This window comes from Amycolatopsis rifamycinica, from assembly GCF_000695625.1.
Classification (GTDB): domain Bacteria; phylum Actinomycetota; class Actinomycetes; order Mycobacteriales; family Pseudonocardiaceae; genus Amycolatopsis; species Amycolatopsis rifamycinica.
Map to the genome: position 1 here is coordinate 59,393 of NZ_JMQI01000082.1, position 19,722 is coordinate 79,114.

Below are 19,722 nucleotides of genomic sequence, written 5' to 3' on the forward strand. Positions count from 1 at the left end.
ATGGTGGAGGTCCACGACGGCCCGCCCATGGACGGGTTTTCGGTGCCCCTGCGCCTGCACAACCTGTTGCTGGCCCTGGCGGGCCGGATCGACGACAGCGCACTCACCGAGGCGCGTGAGCTGATCGCCCGGGCCCACATCGACGAGGCGGTCGAGCTGACCACCGGCACGCTCATCGCGGGCCGGATCCCGGTCAGCTCCGCCGAGCAGCGCGAGCTGGCGCTGGTCCTCGAGATGAGCCGGTCGGACGCGACGCTGGCGAACGATCTGCTGGTCGACGAGACCGAGCCGGTCAACACGCACCGGTTCACCGGCGAGAACGCGCCGGAGTTCGGCATCGCCGAGGCGCTCGACCGGACCCTGCAGGTGCTGCCGGACGTCCGCTCGGTGCACGCGGTGTGGCGCAACACCCCGGCCGGCAGCGTGCCGGGTGCGCTGCCGCAGCGCGTGGTGCTCGTCGAGCTGGGGCCGGACGGCAACCCGCCGGCCGTCGCCTTCCGCGTCGACACGGCGTTGCGCCGGGCCGGGATCCACTCGGTCGTCGAGGTCAGCGGCCCCGGCGTCGCGCACTCCGAGTACCACCAGGCCGCTTCGGCGGCCGCGTCGCCGGCCTGGGTGACCGGGAGCACGACGTCGAGCTCGTCGTCGTACCGGTCGGAGCCCGTCAAGCCGCCGGCGCCGGTGACCTCGGAGCCGGTCGCGGAGTCGGGCAGCCGGCACAGCATGCGGTCGAGCAGCACCACCACGACGGCGTCGGCCGAGCCGGTCGCCCCGGTGGTGCCGATCGTGTCCTCGCCGCCGCCCGCCGCCGAGCCGCCCCGCAAGGCGCGGTCGGAGACGCGGGCGGAGCGCACCGCCGACCTGACCCCGGCCGAGGTGGCGCAGCTGCGGCAGGCGCTGGCCGAGGACCCGGAGAAGGGCCGCGAGATCGCCGCGGGCAAGCCGTCGATGCACGAGGTCGTCGAGCTGCCGGCGCTGGACCTGGACGACCCGAGCCTGAGCGAGCGCGACCGGGCGCTGCTGCGTGAGCTGCACGCCGAGCTGGCCGAGCGGGAGCGGGCCGAGGCGGCGAAGATGCGTCTCAACGGCGCTTCACGCTCCGGCGGCGACCAGCGCGGCTGGACCGCCCCCTGAGGTTTGCGGCACAAAGCGGCACTTTCACGTGAAAGTGCCGCTTTGGCCGTGTCCGGCGTGCCACAAGTGCGCGACGGGACGTCAGGTGGCGGAGGTATGTTGCCCGGGTGGAGCAGCCAAAGGAGTTCGTCTTCGACATCCCGGTCGGCGCGGGGGTGGCCACCCGCGCGAACGCCGACGGCCCGCCGGCGACGCCGAAGGACGCGGCCACCGTCATCCTGGTCCGTGACGGCGCCGACGGCGTGGAGGTCTTCCTCCAGCACCGGGTCAAGGGCATGCCGTTCGCGGGCGGGATGACCGTGTTCCCCGGCGGCGGGGTCGACCGGCGCGACGCCGACACGTCGGTGGCCTGGGCCGGGCCCGACCCGTCGTGGTGGGCCGCGCGGTTCGGCTGCGACGAGGCGCTCGCGCGGGCGCTGACCTGCGCGGCCGTGCGCGAGACGTTCGAGGAGTCCGGCGTGCTGCTCGCGGGCGGCGCGGACGCGGTGCTCACCGACGTCACGCCGTACGCGGCGGCCCGCCAAGCCCTGGAGACGCGGGAGGTGTCGCTGGCCGGGTTCCTCGCCGACGCGGGCCTGACGCTGCGGGCCGACCTGCTGCGCCCGTGGGCCCACTGGATCACCCCCGAACAGGAGCCGCGCCGGTACGACACCCGGTTCTACGTCGCGAAGCTGCCGGAAGGCCAGGAAGCCGACGGGGCGACGTCCGAGGCGTCGAGCTCCGGCTGGCAGCGTCCCGCCGACGCCATCGCCGACGCGCGCGAAGGCCGCCGGATGCTGATGCCGCCGACGTGGCTGACGCTGAGCGAGCTGGCGGAGTTCGCCACCGCCGACGACGTGCTGGCCGCGCCGCGCGAGATCGTCCGGATCGCGCCGACGCTGGTGCGCGAGAACGACCAGGTCCGAGTCGTCCTGGAGCCGCGATGAGCGCCCCGGCCTACGGCGTGCTGCGCCAGGTGTCCGAGACGGCGTCGGTGCTGCTGGAGAACAACCCGTCGTCGATGACGCTCGAGGGCACCAACAGCTGGGTGCTGCGGGCGACGCCGTCGAGCCCGGCCGTGGTCGTCGACCCGGGCTACCGCGACCTCGAGCACCTCGAGCGGCTGGCTTCTGTCGCTCCGGTCGAGCTGGTCCTCCTCACGCACCACCACCCGGACCACGCGGAGGGCGCGCCGTGGTTCGCCGAGCGCGTCGGCGCGCCGGTGCGGGCGTTCGACCCGTCGCTGTGCGTCGACGCCGGGTCCTTCACCGACGGTGAGGTGATCTCGGCGGGCGGCCTCTCCCTCCGGGTGCTCCACACGCCGGGGCACACCGACGACTCGGTGTCCCTGGTGCTCGACGGTCAGGTGCTGACCGGCGACACGATCCTCGGGCGCGGCACCACGGTGCTGCACGACCTAGGTGACTACCTGCGTTCGCTGCGGAAGCTGATCGAGCTGCCGGAGGGGACGGTGGGGCTGCCCGGGCACGGCCCGGAGCTCCTCGATCTGCCCGCGACCGCCCGTGCGTACCTTGCCCACCGGGAACAGCGGCTCGACCAGGTGCGTTCGGCCTTGAAGACGCTCGGGGCGGACGCCACGCCGCGCCAGGTCGTCGAGGTCGTGTACGCCGACGTCGACCGGGCGCTGTGGGCGCCCGCCGAGTGGAGCGTGCAGGCGCAGCTGGACTACTTGCGGTCGGAGGACAACGGATGAGCAACGTCGAGGTCGAGTTCTACTGGCGGCCGGGGTGCGGGTTCTGCGCCGCCCTGGAGCGCCCGCTGTCGAAGAGCGGGTTCAACGTCCGCGCGATCAACATCTGGGAGGACCCGGCGGCGGCCGCGCGGGTGCGCGAGGTCGCGAACGGCAACGAGACGGTGCCGACGGTGATCGTCGGCTCGACGGCCATGGTCAACCCCTCGTTCGCCGAGGTCGAGGCGGCGGTCAAGGCAGCTTCGGCGGGCTGATGGTGCCTCGGCGATCCGGACGCTGAAGCTGTAGCACCCGGGGGCACGCGGACGACTCACAGCGCATGGACGACGTGATCGGCTTCGTGCTCAACGGGGAGCAGCACTCGTTGAGCCGCGCCCAAGTGCTGGCCGCGGCCGCTCGCGGCGGCCCGGAGCCGATCCGCACGCACTGGGTATCCGTCGGGGACCAGCGGTGGCCGCCGCGGCAGCTTTTCGAGCGCGCGGCAGGGGTGTCGCGGCACGAGTTCATCTCGCACTACGCGATCCGCCAGCTCCGCCGGCTCGGCTTCCCGACCAGCCCGCTCCCGCAGGAGGCCGAAATGCCGGGTGAGGTGGAGGAGGCCGCCGAGCCGGTGGTGCCCATGAGCGACCTCGGGTCCGCGGTCAAGTCCTTCATCGACCTGCACGAGTTCCTCGGCCAGGAAGGTCTGTCCAGCCGCGTGGTGCGGCTGGAAGCTCGCCTGGAAGGAGCTGGTCGCGAGACCGTCGACGACCGGGTGGCGCCCGAGGGCTTGACCGCTGACCTGCTCAAGGGCGCGCTGCTCGTGCGACAGCACGCCGGCCGCGTCAACGACCTCATCCACGCGACGATGATCGTCCGCGCGCTGCCGAAGATCCTCGAGCCGGGCGAGCGGATCGTCCGGCGCCCCTCGCTGGCCGCCGGGAACGACCCGAGCCGCAAGTTCGATCTCGAAACCGATCGCCGCGTGGCCGAGTTCAAAGCCGGCGAATGGAAGGGCCGCGACGCGATGCGCAAACGCACCCTCGTGGCCGACCTGGTCGGGCTGGTCCTCGAGCGCGGTGACCGCCGCGCCGAGCTGTACGTGCTCGGCCGGCTGCCCATCGATTTCCTGCGCAACAGCAACTCGACCATGGAATGGGCGCTTGGCCGCTCGTCACCCAACCTTCGCCGCGCCTACGAACAGCGCTTCGGGAGCGCCGCGCTGACCGTCAGCCAGTTCACCGCCGGCCCGGCCGCGGACGTGGCCCTCGTCGACCTGGCGAAACTGCTCGGCATCGCCTGAGCTACCTCGGCAGCATCGGCATCAGGTAGTAAGTCAGCTCCACCTCCCCGGGCTCCGCCGCCCGCAGGACACACGCCCGCATCCCCGGCTGGATCGACAGCACCACCCGCTCGCCCGCGAACGCCGCCAACGCGTCCAGCAGATACCGGGCCTGGAACGACGGTGACGTCCGCCCGCCCCCGACGTCCGCCTTCAGGACTTCCTCCGCCTCGCCCGTGTCCTGGCGGGCGCTCGCCAGCCGGACCTGGGCGTCGCCCACCTCCAGCGTCAGCACGCGGCGATCCTCCGCGTACACCCCCACCCGGCGGACCGCCGCCGCCAAGGCGTCGGCCGACACTGTCACCGTGGTGTCCACCGCTCCGGAGGGGATCGAGTCTTCCGACAGGAAACCCGCGTCGAGCACCGCCGTGGCCACCAGGCCTCCCTGCCAGCTCACCCCGAACCGGCCCGGGCCGACGTGCAGGCCCACCCGGCCGCGGGCCTGGCGGGCCGCCTCGGACAGCAGGGCCGCCGGGACCAGGACGTCCAGCGCACCCGGGGACGACAGCGGCAGGCGGGCCACCGCCATCCGGTAGCGGTCCGACGCCGTCAACGTCAGCCGGCTGCCGGAAGACTGCGCGCGGACGCCGGTGAACAACGGCAGCGGGTCGTCCTTGGCCGCCGTGCCCGCGACGACGCGCAACGCCGACGCGAACGCTGCTCCGTCCACTTCGGACACCTGGGCCGGCGGGTCCGAAGCCACGCCGGACTCGGGCAGCAGCGGCAGCGCGAACCGGGCGTTGTCCAGCCGCAGCGCCAAGCGGGTGCCCTCGACGACCAGGCGCACCAGCTCCGTGTCGAGCACCTTCAGCGTCTCGGCCAGCGGGGCCGCGGGGATGACGACCGAGCCGTCGGTGTGCGTGGTCGCCGGGCAGCCGAAGCTGACGGCGAGGTCCGGCGCGACGCCGGCGACCGTCAGCCCGGCCGCGCCGGCCCGCAGGCGGAGGCCGGTGCGGGCCGGCAGCAGGCGTGACGCGGCCGAGACGGCCGCCGACAGGCGGTGGGCAGGCGCGGTGACGTCCATGCCCGCAAGCTAGCGGCAGGCACCGACAAAAACCGCCGACCTACGCGTTGACCAGCTCCGGAACCGGCGCGGGCCGGGTGGCGCGGACCGTGCCGCGCAGCAGCCAGACGACCGCGGCGAGCACCAGCCCGGCCACGCTCGCCGCGAGGAACGCCGGGCCCGGGCCGGCGTGCTCGACGACGTACCCGCTGATCGACTGGCCGGCCGCCAGCCCCAGCGTCACCGCCGTGAGGACCCAGCCGAACGCTTCCGCCGCCGTGCCGGGCGGCGCCACCACCTCGATCGTCGTCGAGTGGGCCGTCGACTGCGGGGTGATCAACGCGCCCGCCAGCAGCATCATCAGCGCCAGTCCCCACAGCGAGGACGGCCACGCGAGCAGCGCGACCAGCGCACCGAACCCGCCCAGCAGCACCGGCAGCCGCAGGCCCAGCTGCCGCGGCCACGGGCGCAGGCTGTAGGCGACGCCGAACGCGACCGAGCTCAGCGACCACGCCGACAGCAGCAGGCCACCCACGGACGCGTGGCCCGCGTCGGTGGCCGCCGCCGGCACGGCGACCTCGACGAACCCGATCACCACGCCGAAGCCCAGTGCGGCGACGGCCAGCGTCCGCATGCCCGGGCTGGCCAGCGCGCCCAGCAGCGACCCGGACGACCCGGTGGACGGCCCCCACTGCCGCACGGCGGGGCTCAGCGCGAACAGCACCGCGCCGGTGAACTGCAGCGCGACCCCCAGCACCAGGCCGGTGCCCGCCCACGGCGCCATGACCAGCAGCCCGGCCACGCCGGGACCGAGGATGAAGAACACCTCCATGCTGATCGCCTCGTACGAGAAGGCGGCGTTGCGCGGGCCACCCGGCGGGAGCAGCCGGCCCCACAGCGCCCGCGACGCCGACCCGACCATCGGCTCGGTCAGCCCGGTGAGGGCGCCCAGCGCCACGAGCACGGCCGTCGCGGCGTGCGACTCGATGGCCGTGACCAGCGCGCTCATCGACAGCGCCAGCAGCAGCGCGACAGTGAGCAGCGGCCGCGTCGGCCCGAACCGGTCGATCAGCCTGCCCTGCACCACCGCGCCCACCGACACCCCGACGAGCGAACCGGCCGAGACCAGCCCGGCGACGGCGAAGGACCCCGTCTCGCGCTGGACGTAGAGCAGGGCCGAGATGCCGATCATCGCGATCGGCAGGCGGGCGAGCACGGCCGCCACGGCGGGCCACCGCGCCGCCCGGGTCGTCAGCGCGGTGCGGTAGTCGGCGAGGGAAGTGCGGCTTTCGTGGTTCGAGACAGACTGGGACACGCGTGCCAGTATGCCGCAGAGTGGTACGTCGGTACCAGTTATTTGCCGGTCAGGTTCGTCACCGGCGGACCGGCGGTGGATCTCGGGATCGGCGCGAGAGGTCTCGATCGGGTAACACTCAGGATATTCTCCGTGAACTCCTGCAACGAAACGGCCCAGACGGCGTCCTTGAGAGTGAATGGCCTTGAATTCGTGGGTATGGGCCGTGATGGTTGAACAACAGCACAGAAAAACCCAGCTCCCTCCGGCACACGGGTCGGGGCCTGGCCCGGAGGGCGGGGAGCGCGGATCGTCGGGGGATGGTCCGCGCAACAACGAAGAGCCGGTGCGCCACGTCGGGGGTGGCGCCCGGCTCTTTGTTGTTTCCGGGGTCGGACTGGGGCCGGATGTTCCGAAGGCCACCACCAGGCATCCGGTGGTGGCCTTCAGAGGCTTGCTGTCGGGGGAAACCGGGTCAGCGGGCGCGGCGGGCCAGGCGCTCCGGGTCCAGGATCAGCACGCTCTTGCCTTCGAGCCGCAGCCAGCCGCGGTGGGCGAAGTCGGCGAGTGCCTTGTTGACCGTCTCGCGCGAGGCGCCTACGTACTGGGCGATCTCTTCCTGCGTCAGGTCGTGCGTGACCCGCAGCAGGCCCGCCTCCTGGCTGCCGAACCGCTGCGCGAGCTGCAGCAGCGCCCGCGCCACGCGGCCCGGGACGTCGGTGAAGATCAGCTCCGCGACCATGTTGTTCGTCCGGCGCAGACGGCGCGCGACCACGCGCAGCAGCTGTTCCGCTATCTCCGGACGGGTCGAGATCCACTGGCGCAGGGCCGGGCGGTCCATGGTGACCGCGCGGACCTCGGTGACCGTGGTCGCGCTCGACGTCCGCGGACCGGGGTCGAAGATCGAAAGCTCGCCGAACATGTCGGACGGGCCGAAGATGCCCAGCAGGTTCTCGCGGCCGTCCGGGGACTTGCGGCCGATCTTCACCTTGCCGGACTGGATGATGTACAGCTTGTCGCCGGGTTCACCCTCGTTGAAGATGACATGGCCGCGGGGGAACTCCACGGATTCCAAGGTCTGGGCCAGCGCCTCCGCCGCTGCCGGCTCCACACCCTGGAAAATGCCCGCACGGGCCAGGGTTTCGTCCACCTCGGGTGCCTCCTCGTCGAGAAACGATCACGCTCCCCCGTGACTGGAGGAGCGTGACGCCGATCACTTGCGCGTCAGTCTAGGGCGTACTCCCGAGATCGCCCGCCGGACTCGCACGTGGCGGAAACGATCTCGTTCGAACGTGGAGCCTAACTCCGCACGCGACGCGCGCGTAGCCTGGCTGCCCGTCCGCCCAGCCTACGCAGCCGGAACAGCTCCAGCGCACGGCCGATGCCGTGCCCGTAGAGCGCCCTGACCTCGTTGGGCTGCGCCTGCTCGAGGAACTCTTCGACCTCGTTCTCCTGCACCGCGACGTGCTTCAGCCTGCTCTCGACGCGCTCCATGCCGAGCGCGAAGAACATGATCACCAGGGGGACCAGGATGACGAACCAGACAGTCATGACCGGACCCCGAAACACTCGATGGAAAGCATCTACTCCAGATCCTCGCTCATGGCGGCCGGAAAACGCGCCGAGGTGGTGCTCTGGCGTGTCGGTCGTCCACCGGTGCAGTCACCGGCCCGTCCGACGGCGCCCGTAGGCTATCGGGGTGCCACCTGCCACCACGAACGCCCCCCGTGAGGGCGCTGGTGAAAGCCGATTGGCTCTGGTGAGACGCGCCAGGCGGATGAAGCGTTGCCTGGACGACGTGTACCCGGACGCCCACTGCGAGCTCGACTTCACCACGCCACTGGAACTGCTGGTCGCGGTCGTGCTGTCCGCACAGACCACCGACGTCCGCGTGAACCTCGTCACGCCCGCGCTGTTCAAGCGCTACCGGACCGCCGCCGACTACGCCGGCGCCGACCGCGCCGAGCTGGAGGAGCACCTCCGCAGCACCGGCTTCTACCGGGCCAAGGCGAACTCCGTCATGGGCCTGGGCGCGGCGCTGGTCGAACGCTTCGGCGGCGAGGTCCCGGACAAGCTCGAAGACCTGGTCACCCTGCCCGGCGTCGGCCGCAAGACCGCCAACGTCGTCCTCGGCAACGCCTTCGACGTGCCGGGCATCACCGTCGACACCCACTTCGGCCGGCTGGTCCGGCGCTGGGGCTGGACGGCGGAGGAGGACCCGGTCAAGGTCGAGCACGCGGTCGGCGAGCTCATCCCCCGCAAGGAGTGGACGATGCTCTCCCACCGGGTGATCTTCCACGGCCGCCGCGTCTGCCACGCCAAGAAGCCGGCCTGCGGCGCCTGCCCGCTGGCCAAGGACTGCCCGTCGTACGGCACCGGCCCGACCGGGTTCGACGAAGCCGCGAAGCTGGTCAAAGGCGTCGAAAAGGACCACATCCTCGCGCTGGCCGCGCCCCGGTGACGAGAGTCACCAAGTTCGCCTTGGCCGCCGCCGTGCTGGCGGTGGCCCTGATCGTCGCGCTGCTGCCGCGCGGCGGTGACGACAGCGCCGCCAAGCCGTCCGGCGACCTCGGGCCCGCCCGGTCCGCGGCGGCGCTCCAGCCGTGCCCGGCGCCTGGCGCCGCGCCGCCGGTGAAGCAGCTCGAAGGCGTCACGGCGGACTGCCTGGGCGACGGCGGCCGTGTCGACGTCGGCAAGGCCCTCGCCGGCGCTCCGGTGCTGGTCAACGTGTGGGCGTCGTGGTGCGAGCCGTGCCGGACCGAGCTTCCCGTGCTCCAGGAGTACGCCCGGCGGCCGGGTGCCGTGCGGGTCCTCGGCGTCCAGGTGCAGAGCCCGGCGAAGGACGGCCTGGACCTGCTGGCGAAGCTGGGCGTGCACCTGCCGTCGGTGTACGACGGCGACGGGCGGAGCGGGCCCGTCCGGACGGCGCTGAAGGTGCCTTCGTCGCTCCCGGCGTCCTACTTGGTCACCGCGGGCGGCCAGGTGCGGTTCATCGCGAATCCTCGCTCGTTCGTGAACACTGACCAGGTGCGCGCGGCAGTCGAGGGGGCATCGTGATCGGACCACTGGTCGAACCCGAGTCGGTTCCCGAGTGGCTCCGGCCGCTGGTCAAGGTGAGTGCCGAAGTCGATTCGAAGACGTTCACCCGGTTCAGCCCGCCCGAGGACGGGTTCACCCGCCCGGCCGCGGTGCTCGTCCTGTTCGGCGAGCGGGAAGCCGACGGTGAGCCGGACATCCTGCTGCAGCGCCGCGCCGACACGCTGGGCTCGCACGCCGGCCAGGTCGCCTTCCCCGGCGGCGGGGCCGAGGAGGGCGACGGCGGCCCGGTCGGCACCGCGCTGCGCGAGGCCGAAGAAGAGACCGGGGTCGTCCCGTCCGGGGTCCGGCCGATCGCGGTGCTGCCGGAGCTGTTCGTCCCGGTGTCGAAGTTCGCCGTGACGCCGGTGCTGGCGCACTGGGAGACCCCCTCGCCGGTGCACGCGGTCGACCCGGCCGAGACGGCGTCCGTCGCGCGCGTCGCCGTCGCCGACCTGGTCGACCCCGCGAACCGGTTCACCGTGCGGAAGAAGGGCATGCCCTGGAAGGGACCGGCTTTCGAGGTCGACGGCCTGTTCGTCTGGGGGTTCACCGCCGGGTTGCTGTCGGTCCTGTTGAGCCTGGGAGGCTGGGAACGCGAATGGGACTCGGGCGACGTCCGGGACCTCGACGAAGCGCTGGCCGCGTTCGATGCCCGGGTGAAGGAGTAAAACGGTGAACTGGGTCGACGTGGTGGTGCTGCTGCTGGCCGTGCTGGCGGCGGTGTCCGGCGCCTACCAGGGCGTGATCGTCGCGCTGCCGTCGCTCGTCGGCGTCGTGCTCGGGGCGGTCGCCGGGATCAAGCTCGCGCCGGTCGTGGTCTCGTTCTTCGACGACCCCGTCTGGAAGGTCGCCTTCGCGGTCGCGACCGTGGTCTTCCTGGTCGCCTTCGGCGAGGCGATCGGCGTCTACGTCGGACGGCGGCTGCGGCAGAAGATCAACCCGGACAAGCTCTCCGGCATCGACAAGACCCTCGGCGCGGTCGTGCAGGCGCTGGTCGTCTTCGTGGTGGCGTGGCTGATCGCGACGCCGCTGACGACCGTGTCGGCCGTGCCGTGGCTGGCCAAAGGGATCAACGGCTCGGTGGTGCTCGGCAAGGTCAACGACGCGATGCCGGAGGTCGCGCAGGGCTTCCCGAGCCAGCTGAGCAAGCTGCTCGACGCGTCCGGCTTCCCGCGCATCATGGACCCGTTCCAGAAGGCGCCGACGGCGGACACCTCGCCGCCCGACCCCGCACTCCAGCGCAGCGCGATCGTCCAGCAGCTGCACAGCAGCGTGGTCAAGATCCGCGGCAGCGCCAGCTCGTGCTCGCGGTCGCTGGAGGGCAGCGGGTTCGTGATCGCGCCGCAGCGGGTGATGACGAACGCGCACGTCGTGGCGGGCACCGACACCGTCGGCATCGAGACCACCCAGGGCGACTACCCGGCCCGCGTCGTCTACTTCGACCCGGAGGTCGACATCGCGGTGCTCGCGGTGCCACGGCTGCGGGCCGAGCCGCTGCGGTTCGCGCCGGAGACGGCCGGGGCGGGCGACAGCGCGGTCGTCCTCGGCTACCCGCTCGACGGCCCCTACCGGGCGACGCCGGCCCGCTTGCGCGGCCGGATCAACCTGCGCGGCCCGGACATCTACGAGGCGAACACGGTGCAGCGGGACGTCTTCACGGTCCGCGCCGAGATCCGCAGCGGCAACTCGGGCGGCCCGATGGTCACCCCGGACGGCAAGGTCATCGGCGTCGTCTTCGGCGCGGCGGTGGAGGACCCGGAAACCGGCTTCACGCTCACGGCCGAGCAGGTGCGCGCCGAGGTCGACGCGGCCCCCTCCCAGACGGCGAACGTGTCCACCGGCTCCTGCGCGGCCTAACGCCCGAACCGCAGCGCCAGTCCGTCGAGCAGGGCACGCATGCCCAGCTCGAAGAGGTCGTCCAGCACGAGGTCGTAGCCGGTGCCGCCGAGTTCGCGGAGCATCCTGGCGAACACCGGCCGTCCGGCGCTCATCGCCTCCAGGGCCGGGGTCTGCAGGTCGATCCACTGCTCCTCGGAGAGCCCGGACGAGGCCAGTGCGTGCTGCTCGCGTTCGAGGTGGATCGCGATGCCTTGGACGTAGCTGAAGAACAGGACGTGCAGGTCGCACAGGGTCGCCGCGTCGACGTCCAGCTCGGACAGCGCCGCCAGTGCCCACTCGCCGTGCATGCCGAGGTTGCGCAGGGCCAGCGGCCGGGTGAGCGGCCCGAGCTGGGCGAGCCACGGGTGCCGCTTGTAGAGCGACCAGAGTGTCCGGCCGCCGAGCGTCAGGCGCTCCCGCCAGTCGCCGCGCGGGGTGGCCGGGTAGCCGCGCTCGCCGAACGCGGCGTCGGCCATGAGCAGCACCAGCTCGTCCTTGCCCCGCACGTACCGGTACGGCGCCATCGCCGCGACGCCGAGGCGGGCCGCGACCCCGCGCATGGACAGCGCGCCGAGACCTTCGGTGTCGGCGATCGCGATGGCGGTCCGCAGGAGCTGGTCGCGGGTCAGCCCGCGCGGCCCGCCACGGCGTTCCCGGCCCGCGACGACCGTGCCCGACCGCGGCTCCGCCAGCACGACCCCTTCCTGGCTCAGCAGGGCGAGCGCCTTCGCGGCGGTCGCCATGGCGACGCCGTGGTCGGCCGCGAGCCGCCGGGTCGAAGGCACGCGCGCGCCCGGCGGGAGTTCGCCGCGCGCGATCCGGTCGCGCAGCTCGTCGGCGATGGCCACGTACTTCACGGCGTCTCCTGACTTAGTACAGCTGGCCATCTGTACTAGTACAGAATTAGCCTTTGAGCTGCTTCGACTTCACCGTTGTCCGCATCAGCGTACGACTCTGGAGGAAACATGCGAAACGTCCTGATCTCCGGGGCCGGTGTCGCCGGCGGCACCCTGGCCTGGTTCCTGGCGCGCGAAGGCTTCGACGTGACGGTGGTGGACCGGGCGCCCGGTATCCGCAGCGGCGGGCAGGCGATCGACGTGCGCGGGGTCGCGCTCGACGTCGTCGACCGGATGGGCCTCGGCGAGCGGCTGCGCGCGGTGCGCACCCGGATGCGGGGGATGTCCATGGTGGACGGGGACGGCCACGAGCTGTTCCGGTCGGAGGAGTTCGCCCTGAGCAGCGGGCGGCTCGACAGCGACGACATCGAGGTGCTCCGCGACGACGTCGTCTCGATCCTGCACGAGGCCACCGACGTCGAGTACGTCTTCGGCGACTCGATCACGGCGCTCACCGAAGAGGCGCACGGTGTGCGCGTCGAGTTCGAACACGGCGGCTTCCGGACCTTCGACCTGGTCATCGGCGCGGACGGGCTGCACTCGGCCGTCCGGCGGCTGGCCTTCGGGCCGGAAGCGGAGTTCGTCCGGCACCTCGGGCAGTACCTGGCGATCTTCCCGACGGCCAACTTCCTCGGCCTGGAGGACTGGCAGGTCTGGTTCCGGCACGAGGAAACCGGCGGCGTCGCCTACCCGGTGCGCGACAACTCCGAGCTCCGCGTGACCCTCGGCTTCGGTTCGGAACCGCTGCCGCGGATGGCCGTCCCCGAGCAGAAGCGGCTGATCGCCGAACGGCTCGCCGGCGTCGGCTGGGAGGTGCCCAAGCTGCTCGAAGCGATGGCCGAGGCGGAGGTGTTCTACTTCGACGCCATGGCGCAGGTTCACCTGGACCGCTGGACGACCGGCCGGATCGCGCTGGTCGGGGACGCCGGCTACTGCGCTTCGCCGTTGTCCGGTCAAGGGACGAGCCTGGCGTTGGTCGGCGCGTACGTCCTCGCGCAGGAACTCGGGCGGGCGAGCCACGAAGCGGCCTTCGCGGCTTACGAGCAGCGGATGCGGCCGTTCGTCGCCCTCAACCAGGCGCTGGCCACCGAGAACCCCGGCGGTCCGGCGGCGGAGGAGTCGGTGGAGCGGGCGAAGAACGCCATCAGTCTCGTTTGAGGAAGCCCGCCACGGCCGCCGACGTGCGCTCGGGCACCTCGAGGTGGGGGAAGTGCCCGACGCCGGACCAGATCTCCGGTTCGGCGTGCGGGCCCGCCCAACGCGTCGACGACGTCGCCGTCTCGGGGAGGATGCAGGTGTCGTCGGCGCCGTGCAGCTGCAGCGTCGGCGCCGCGATCCGGGTGCCGACGGCGTCGGTGAACCGGCGGCCTTCGCCGCGGAACTGGGCGCGGAACGCCCACCGGTAGTACTCGAGCGCGCTGTGCGCCACCCCGGGCACCAGCATCGCCTGCCGGAACGCCTCGACGCTCTCGTCGAAGTCCGAAGTGGACCGCCAGCGGCGGCCGGCCCAGCTGCCGAACAGGTCTTCGACGGCTTGGGCGTCGTCCTTCACCAGCCACTTCTCCGGCGCCATCGGCACCTGGAAGCGGAAGAGGTGCCCGGCCGCGCGGCCCTGCCCGCGCCACGGGCGGGCGGCGCCCTTGCGCAGGGCGAGCGGGTGGGCGGCGCCGATCGCCGTCACCGAGGACACCAGCCGCGGGTGCAGCGCCGCGACCGTCCAGGCGAGCATGCCGCCCCAGGCGTGCCCGACGAGGTGGGCGCGGCGCGCTCCGAGTGACTTGATCAGCCCGCCGACGTCACCGGCGAGCGTCCACGCGTCGTAGCCGCGGGGCGGCTTGTCCGAGTCGCCGTAGCCGCGCAGGTCGACGGCGACCGCGCGGAACCCGGCTTCGGCCAGTGCCCGCAGCTGGTGGTGCCAGGTCCACCAGAACTCGGCGAACCCGTGCAGCAGCACCACGACCGGGCCGTCGCCGAGCTCGGCGACGTGCAGGCGGATGCCGTTCGCGGACACGTCGCGGTGGACCCACGGGCCGTCGAGCCGGACGATCGACGGGTCGGGGGACGCGTGCAACGAACTCAGTCGCGCGTGGTCAAGCCGGCTTCGGGCGCGCGCTGCGGCTTGAGCGCGGCGGCCGTCTCCTTGACGCTGGCGATCGTCCGCTCCGGTGCCTTGAACTTCTTCACCTTGCGGTAGCCGAGGAACCCGGCCACGACCGCGACGATCAGCATCAGGACGAACACGATGCCGAACGCGATCCAGCGGTACCGCAGCCACTGGGCCAGCCCCTCGGCGGCGAAGAAGAACAGGAAGAACGTGCTGTACAGGAAGACCGTCAGCGCGATCAGGAAGAAGACGGCGCCCTTGAGGCCCTTCTTCACCTCGCCGACCAGCTCGGACTTCGCCAGTTCCATCTCGGCCCTGACCAGGGTGGAGATGTGCTGGGTCGCGTCGCCGACCAGGCGGCCGATGGACTGGTCGCCGGGGACGTCGTTCGCGGAGGACAGCGGGAGGTAAGGCACGGCCCCCACGCCGTCGGGGCCGATGCGTTCGTGCTTGGGGCTGCTCACCGGGTCATCGTGCCATGTGTCCGGAAACCAGGCGCGACGGCGTCACAGTGTGTCGGAGTTTGGGGGTCCAGGGGGCTCGCCCCCGGCTGGGGTCTGGGGCTCGGCCCCAGAAGACGCAGTGTCGGCGATTCGCGCGTGAACCTTGCTACGACGGAGTAGCAAGGCCGCCGCCAGCAGGGACGCCCCCGCCGACGCGATCAGCACTGCGGCCTTGGCCAGTTCGCTCGCTTCGTCCGGCAGCGCCAGCTCCGCGATCAGCAGGCTCACGGTGAACCCGACCCCGCCGAGCACGGACAACGCGGCCAGGTCGCGCCAGCCCATCCCGCGGGGTTTCTCCGCCACACGCAGTTTCACGGCGAGCAGGCTGGCGCCGAGGATGCCGACCACCTTGCCGACCAGGAGCCCGGCGAGCACCGCGAGCGGCAACGCCGTCGTGAACACCGCGCCGAGCGCGTCGGCGTCGACCGAGATCCCGGCCGCGAACAAGGCGAACAGCGGCACGGCCACCGCCGCCGACCACGGCTGGAGCCGGTGCTCGAGCCGCAGCGCGGGCGCCTCCGCCTCGCCCTCGTCGCCGCGGACGCGGGTGAGCAGGCCGAGCGCGACGCCGGCGATCGTCGCGTGGATGCCCGCCGAATGCACCGCGACCCAGGTGATCAGGGCCAGCGGGACGTACAGCCACGGCGTCCGGACCCGGCGGTGCTGCAGGAACGCGTACAGCGCGAGCGCGACGACCGCGACGGCCACCGCGACCAGGTCGAAGCCCGTCGTGAACAGCACCGCGATGACGATGATCGCGCCGAGGTCGTCCACCACGGCGAGGGAAAGCAGGAAGACGCGGGCGCTCGACGGCAGGTTCGACGCCGTCAGCGCCAGCACGCCGAGGGCGAACGCGATGTCCGTGGCGACCGGGATCGCCCAGGCCCGTTCGATCCCCGGCGTCCCCCAGCCGACGGCCAGTGCGACGACCGCGGGCACGACCATGCCGCCGATCGCGGCGACGATCGGCAGCACCGCCTGCTTGAAGCGGGACAGCTCGCCGACGACGAGTTCGCGTTTGAGCTCCAGCCCGGCGACGAAGAAGAACAGGGCGAGCAGGCCGTCCTTGGCCCAGTCGCCGACCGTCAGGTTCAGGTGCAGGAACTCCGGGCCGAGCCGGAAGCCGCGCAGGGCGTGGTAGCTGTCCCGCAGCGGCGAGTTGGCCCAGAGCAGCGCGGCCGCCGTCGCGCCGAGCAGGATGAGGCCGCCGGTCGTCTCGGTGCGCAGGTAACGGGCGAATTCGCTCAACGGACGGGACATCGGGGCGGCTCCAGGGGTCGCTGATCACTGTTGCCGACCAGGCTTCCCGGCGCACCTCGGCCCAGCTTACCGGGCCTTTGTCACGGACCGTTATGGCCGCCGCCACAAGGGGTATAGGTGGTAGGTCACCGGAATGGCTCATACCATGCCAACCGACAACGAGGTCCCTGAGACAAAGGAAGACGACAGTTGTGAGCACCTCAACCGAGGTCCAGCAGGACACGAGGTTCTTCGGGCACCCACGAGGACTGGCGAACCTCTTCGGCGTCGAGATGTGGGAGCGGTTCTCCTACTACGGGATGCTGGGCATCCTGCCGATCTACCTGTACTACCGGGTCGAGCAGGGTGGTCTGGGCCTCGCCCAGGAGTCGGCGCTCGGCATCGTCGGCGCGTACGGCGGCCTGGTGTACCTCTCGGCCGTCATCGGCGCCTGGGTGGCCGACCGCCTCCTCGGCTCCGAACGGACGCTGTTCTACAGCGCCGTGCTGATCATGATCGGCCACATCAGCCTGGCGCTGCTGCCGGGCCTGGCCGGTATCGGCGTCGGCCTCGTGTGCGTCGCGGTCGGCAGCGGCGGGCTGAAGTCCAACGCGACGGCGATCGTCGGCACGCTCTACGCCGAAGGCGACGAACGGCGCGACGCGGGCTTCACGATCTTCTACATGGGCGTCAACCTCGGCGGCTTCGTCGGCCCGCTGCTGACCGGGCTGGCGCAGACCCAGGTCGGCTTCCACCTCGGCTTCGGCCTCGCCGCGATCGGCATGGCGCTGGGCCTGACCCAGTACGCGTTCGGCCGCAAGAACCTCGGCGACAAGGCCAAGGAGGTGCCGAACCCGCTGCCGGCGTCCCGGCGCGCGCTGGCGATCGGCGCCGCCGTCGTCCTGGTGGCCGCGATCGTGGTGCTGGTCCTCACCGGCGTCGTCCACCCGGGCAACCTCGCCGACGTCGTCGTGTGGGTGGTCGGCATCATCTCGGTGGTCTACTTCCTGGTCATCCTGACCAGCGGGAAGATCACCGCCGTCGAACGCAGCCGGGTGCTGTCCTTCATCCCGATGTTCATCGCCAGCGCGGTGTTCTTCTCGCTGTACCAGCAGCAGTTCACGGTCGTCGCGGCCTACACCGACCAGCGGCTGAACCGGAGCCTGTTCGGCTGGGAGATGCCGGTGTCCTGGGTCAACTCGATCAACCCGGTGTTCATCATCGTCTTCGCCCCGGTGCTGGCGGCGCTGTGGACGAAGCTCGGCGAGCGCCAGCCGTCGACGCCGGTGAAGTTCGTCCTCGGCACGGTGCTGATGGGCGCGGCGTTCCTGCTGTTCCTGCCGATGGTGGGCAGCGGCAAGAACGCGAGCCCGATGCTCGCGATGGTCGGCATCCTGTTCGTCTTCACGATCGCCGAGCTGTGCCTCTCGCCGGTCGGGCTCTCGCTGTCGACGAAGCTCGCCCCGGAGGCGTTCCGGACGCAGATGGTGGCGCTGAACTTCCTGTCGATCTCGTTCGGCACCGCGATGTCCGGCAAGCTCGCCGAGTACTACTCCGTCGACGACGAGGCGCCGTACTTCAGCACGGTCGGCCTGGTCGCCATCGGCGTCGGCGTGCTGCTGTTCCTGGGAACGCCCTTCATCCGCAAGCTGATGAAGGGCGTCCATTAGCCCACTGTGACGCCGAAGATGACCCCGACGAAGTAAGTCACCACCATCGTGAGGGCGCCGACGCCGACGTTGCGGACGATCGCGCGCCCCACGTTCGCGTCGCCGAGCCTCGCGCTGATCCACCCGGTCAGCGTGAGGCCGACGACGACCGCGGCCGCGCACGCCCACACCCGCAGGGAGACGCCGGCCCAGGCGATGGACAGGATCGGCAGCAGCGCGCCGACCGAGAACGCGACGAGCGACGCCCACGCGGCCTGCCACGGGCTGGTGAGGTTGTCCGGGTCGATGCCGAGTTCGGCCTCGGCGTGCGCCTGCAGGGCGTCCTTTTCGGTCAGTTCGCGGGCGACCTGGCTCGCCAGCTCCGGCGAGAGCCCCTTGCCTTCGTAGATCCCGGCGAGCTCGCGCTCCTCGGCCTCCGGCATCGTCTTGAGTTCCTGCTTTTCGAGCCGGAGCAGGGCCTGTTCGGTGTCGCGCTGGGTGCTCACGGAGACGTATTCCCCGCCGGCCATGGAAAAGGCACCGGCGACGAGCCCGGCGATTCCGGCGGTCAGGATCGTGGTGCTTTCCGTGGTCGCCCCGGCCACGCCGACGACGATGCCGGCGACGGACACGATGCCGTCGTTCGCCCCGAGAACACCGGCCCGCAGCCAGTTCAGCTTCCCGCCCACGCCCTGGTGCGGTTCGTGCGCGTGCTCAACGGCGTCACCGTCGATTGTTTCGGTCACCAGAACAGTGAAACACGAACGCGGAATGGTGGCGAGACCGGCGCTTTTTCTCAGGTCGGCCTAATTAACCGGTGCCTTACCTAAGTCGTCCTGTGTGGACTCTCAGCCGTCGTGGGCCATGATGGCGGCATGGAAGAGCAGGTGTGGCAGCCGCTGGCCAAGGTGGAGGGCCTGCCGCTGCAGGGCGGCGAGGGCCGGTTCCGGCTGCTGGAGACCGCGGAGAGCGGCCTGGCGTACTTGATCCACTACCCGGCCGGAGTGGCCTCGCCCCCGCACGCACACGACCACGACTCGATCGCCTACGTCCTGTCGGGCCGCCTGCGCGGAGCGGTCGACGGCGTGGAAACCGTCCTGGAGCCGGGCGACTCGGTCCTGCACCCGCGCGGGGTGACCCACCACGTGGAGGCCCTGACGGACTCGATGTGGGTCGAGTTCAAGTCCCCGCTCCCGACCCGCCCACCCCTCGCGTCATAGCGGATTCACGGCGGCAACGCAAACGGCCATCCACAGGTTCGCGAGTTGTCCACAGATCGCCGAGCGGCCGATTTCTGCAGGTGGGGGCCGGTAGACTGGACCAGGGGACGCCCCCCAGGGATTAGGGCGGGGGCTGCTTGCCGGCCGGTCGGACAGGCGAAAACGCCCGGTCCCGCTGAGCGCGGAGCCGGGCGTTTCCTGGAGTGAAGCCTCAGGCGTCCAGCTCGGCGAGGGCCTGCTTGGCCTTCTCGAGCTCGGCCTCCAGCGCGGCGACCTTCGCGGCCTGCGCCTCGCGGGCCTGGTTGATCACCTCGTCGATCGGGCCGGACAGGTCACTGTGCAGCTCCTTCGCCGCGCGCGACACCGCCGCGGCGGGGATCTCGAGGCCCTTCGCGACCCACTTCGATCCGTTCTTCAGCTCGGCCTGCCACTCGCCGTCGGCGGTGCCGGTGACCGTCAGGATCAGCTCGACCGTGCGGGTCTTCTTCGCCGTCGACGCCGTCGCCGCGCCCTTCGGGCGGCCGCGCTTCGGCTTGGGGGCCTCTTCCTCGGCGGCCGGCTCGGCCGGCTCCTCCGAAGGCGAGGCCGGGGACGCGGACTCGGTGACGGCCGCCTCGTCGGTGGCAACGGCAACAGCCGGAGCGGGGGCTTCGGTAGCCGTTTCCTCGTCGTGCGTCAGGACATCCACGGTCATCGTCGTGTCGTCTCCTTGC

The 19,722-nt window shown here is 71.7% G+C and carries 22 protein-coding genes; 12 read left to right on the forward strand and 10 right to left on the reverse strand.

The genetic code is table 11. The features are described from left to right. From DV20_RS40945 to DV20_RS43385, 5 genes are all read left to right on the forward strand, one after another. Positions 1-1,134, forward strand: a complete 1,134-nt coding sequence (locus tag DV20_RS40945; protein WP_043789060.1) for a hypothetical protein — start codon at positions 1-3, stop codon at positions 1,132-1,134. A gap of 107 nt (positions 1,135-1,241) precedes the next feature. After that, complete coding sequence (locus DV20_RS40950; protein ID WP_043789062.1) at positions 1,242-2,060, forward strand: NUDIX hydrolase; 819 nt, start codon at positions 1,242-1,244, stop codon at positions 2,058-2,060. Then, a complete protein-coding gene (locus DV20_RS40955) occupies positions 2,057-2,827 on the forward strand; it encodes an MBL fold metallo-hydrolase (protein ID WP_043789064.1) in 771 nt (256 codons plus the stop codon). Before DV20_RS40950 ends, DV20_RS40955 begins: the two co-directional genes overlap by 4 nt. Further along, complete coding sequence (locus tag DV20_RS40960; protein ID WP_043789066.1) at positions 2,824-3,078, forward strand: glutaredoxin domain-containing protein; 255 nt, start codon at positions 2,824-2,826, stop codon at positions 3,076-3,078. The genes DV20_RS40955 and DV20_RS40960 overlap by 4 nt, the downstream gene beginning before the upstream one ends. A gap of 65 nt (positions 3,079-3,143) precedes the next feature. Continuing rightward, a complete protein-coding gene (locus tag DV20_RS43385) occupies positions 3,144-4,106 on the forward strand; it encodes a hypothetical protein (RefSeq protein ID WP_051736345.1) in 963 nt (320 codons plus the stop codon). 1 nt (position 4,107) lies between these two features. Here the strand turns inward: DV20_RS43385 and DV20_RS40970 are convergent, their stop codons facing one another. From DV20_RS40970 to DV20_RS40985, 4 genes are all read right to left on the reverse strand, one after another. Beyond that, entirely contained in the window at positions 4,108-5,169 is a 1,062-nt protein-coding gene (locus DV20_RS40970) for a DNA polymerase III subunit beta (protein ID WP_043789067.1), read from the reverse strand. Between the two features lie 40 nt (positions 5,170-5,209). Beyond that, the gene (locus tag DV20_RS40975) at positions 5,210-6,463 is read right to left on the reverse strand and encodes an MFS transporter (RefSeq protein WP_043789068.1); all 1,254 of its coding nucleotides are present in this window, start codon (positions 6,461-6,463) and stop codon (positions 5,210-5,212) included. Positions 6,464-6,917: 454 nt separating this feature from the next. After that, on the reverse strand, positions 6,918-7,592 hold the full coding sequence (locus DV20_RS40980; protein WP_003081747.1) for a Crp/Fnr family transcriptional regulator: 675 nt from the start codon (positions 7,590-7,592) through the stop codon (positions 6,918-6,920). Between the two features lie 149 nt (positions 7,593-7,741). Next, positions 7,742-7,993, reverse strand: a complete 252-nt coding sequence (locus tag DV20_RS40985; RefSeq protein ID WP_003081722.1) for a hypothetical protein — start codon at positions 7,991-7,993, stop codon at positions 7,742-7,744. Between the two features lie 226 nt (positions 7,994-8,219). Between DV20_RS40985 and nth the strand changes: the two genes are divergently transcribed. From nth to DV20_RS41005, 4 genes are read left to right on the forward strand one after another with little or no spacing between them, the layout of a single operon-like run. Then, on the forward strand, positions 8,220-8,903 hold the full coding sequence (gene nth / locus DV20_RS40990) for an endonuclease III (protein ID WP_043789071.1): 684 nt from the start codon (positions 8,220-8,222) through the stop codon (positions 8,901-8,903). Further along, positions 8,900-9,499 (forward strand): TlpA family protein disulfide reductase, encoded by a 600-nt coding sequence (locus DV20_RS40995; RefSeq protein ID WP_043789072.1) that lies wholly within the window; start codon positions 8,900-8,902, stop codon positions 9,497-9,499. The genes nth and DV20_RS40995 overlap by 4 nt, the downstream gene beginning before the upstream one ends. Further along, positions 9,496-10,188 (forward strand): NUDIX hydrolase, encoded by a 693-nt coding sequence (locus DV20_RS41000; protein ID WP_043789073.1) that lies wholly within the window; start codon positions 9,496-9,498, stop codon positions 10,186-10,188. Before DV20_RS40995 ends, DV20_RS41000 begins: the two co-directional genes overlap by 4 nt. Before the next feature lie 4 nt (positions 10,189-10,192). Further along, positions 10,193-11,377 (forward strand): MarP family serine protease, encoded by a 1,185-nt coding sequence (locus DV20_RS41005; RefSeq protein ID WP_043789074.1) that lies wholly within the window; start codon positions 10,193-10,195, stop codon positions 11,375-11,377. Here DV20_RS41005 and DV20_RS41010 read toward each other — a convergent pair. Next, the gene (locus DV20_RS41010) at positions 11,374-12,255 is read right to left on the reverse strand and encodes a GntR family transcriptional regulator (RefSeq protein ID WP_043789075.1); all 882 of its coding nucleotides are present in this window, start codon (positions 12,253-12,255) and stop codon (positions 11,374-11,376) included. The two genes, DV20_RS41005 and DV20_RS41010, sit on opposite strands and share 4 nt — an antisense overlap. Positions 12,256-12,363: 108 nt before the next feature. On the opposite strand from DV20_RS41010, the gene DV20_RS41015 reads away from it, so the two are divergent. Beyond that, positions 12,364-13,452 (forward strand): FAD-dependent monooxygenase, encoded by a 1,089-nt coding sequence (locus DV20_RS41015; protein ID WP_043789077.1) that lies wholly within the window; start codon positions 12,364-12,366, stop codon positions 13,450-13,452. Here the strand turns inward: DV20_RS41015 and DV20_RS41020 are convergent. The 3 genes from DV20_RS41020 to nhaA are packed head-to-tail and all read right to left on the reverse strand — an operon-like array spanning position 13,439 to position 16,161. Then, entirely contained in the window at positions 13,439-14,365 is a 927-nt protein-coding gene (locus DV20_RS41020; protein WP_043789078.1) for an alpha/beta fold hydrolase, read from the reverse strand. The two genes, DV20_RS41015 and DV20_RS41020, sit on opposite strands and share 14 nt — an antisense overlap. Positions 14,366-14,370: 5 nt before the next feature. After that, entirely contained in the window at positions 14,371-14,862 is a 492-nt protein-coding gene (locus DV20_RS41025; RefSeq protein ID WP_043789079.1) for a phage holin family protein, read from the reverse strand. Between the two features lie 42 nt (positions 14,863-14,904). After that, a complete protein-coding gene (nhaA, locus tag DV20_RS41030) occupies positions 14,905-16,161 on the reverse strand; it encodes a Na+/H+ antiporter NhaA (protein ID WP_235191149.1) in 1,257 nt (418 codons plus the stop codon). Positions 16,162-16,352: 191 nt separating this feature from the next. On the opposite strand from nhaA, the gene DV20_RS41035 reads away from it, so the two are divergent. After that, positions 16,353-17,810 (forward strand): peptide MFS transporter, encoded by a 1,458-nt coding sequence (locus tag DV20_RS41035; protein WP_043789080.1) that lies wholly within the window; start codon positions 16,353-16,355, stop codon positions 17,808-17,810. Here DV20_RS41035 and DV20_RS41040 read toward each other — a convergent pair. Continuing rightward, on the reverse strand, positions 17,807-18,535 hold the full coding sequence (locus tag DV20_RS41040; RefSeq protein ID WP_043789081.1) for a VIT1/CCC1 transporter family protein: 729 nt from the start codon (positions 18,533-18,535) through the stop codon (positions 17,807-17,809). The genes DV20_RS41035 and DV20_RS41040 overlap by 4 nt on opposite strands. A gap of 129 nt (positions 18,536-18,664) precedes the next feature. On the opposite strand from DV20_RS41040, the gene DV20_RS41045 reads away from it, so the two are divergent. Further along, a complete protein-coding gene (locus DV20_RS41045) occupies positions 18,665-19,009 on the forward strand; it encodes a cupin domain-containing protein (RefSeq protein ID WP_043789083.1) in 345 nt (114 codons plus the stop codon). Between the two features lie 211 nt (positions 19,010-19,220). Here DV20_RS41045 and DV20_RS41050 read toward each other — a convergent pair whose 3' ends face one another. Continuing rightward, positions 19,221-19,703, reverse strand: coding sequence for a DUF6319 family protein (locus DV20_RS41050; RefSeq protein ID WP_043789085.1), 483 nt, complete (start codon positions 19,701-19,703; stop codon positions 19,221-19,223). Positions 19,704-19,722 lie beyond the last annotated feature (19 nt).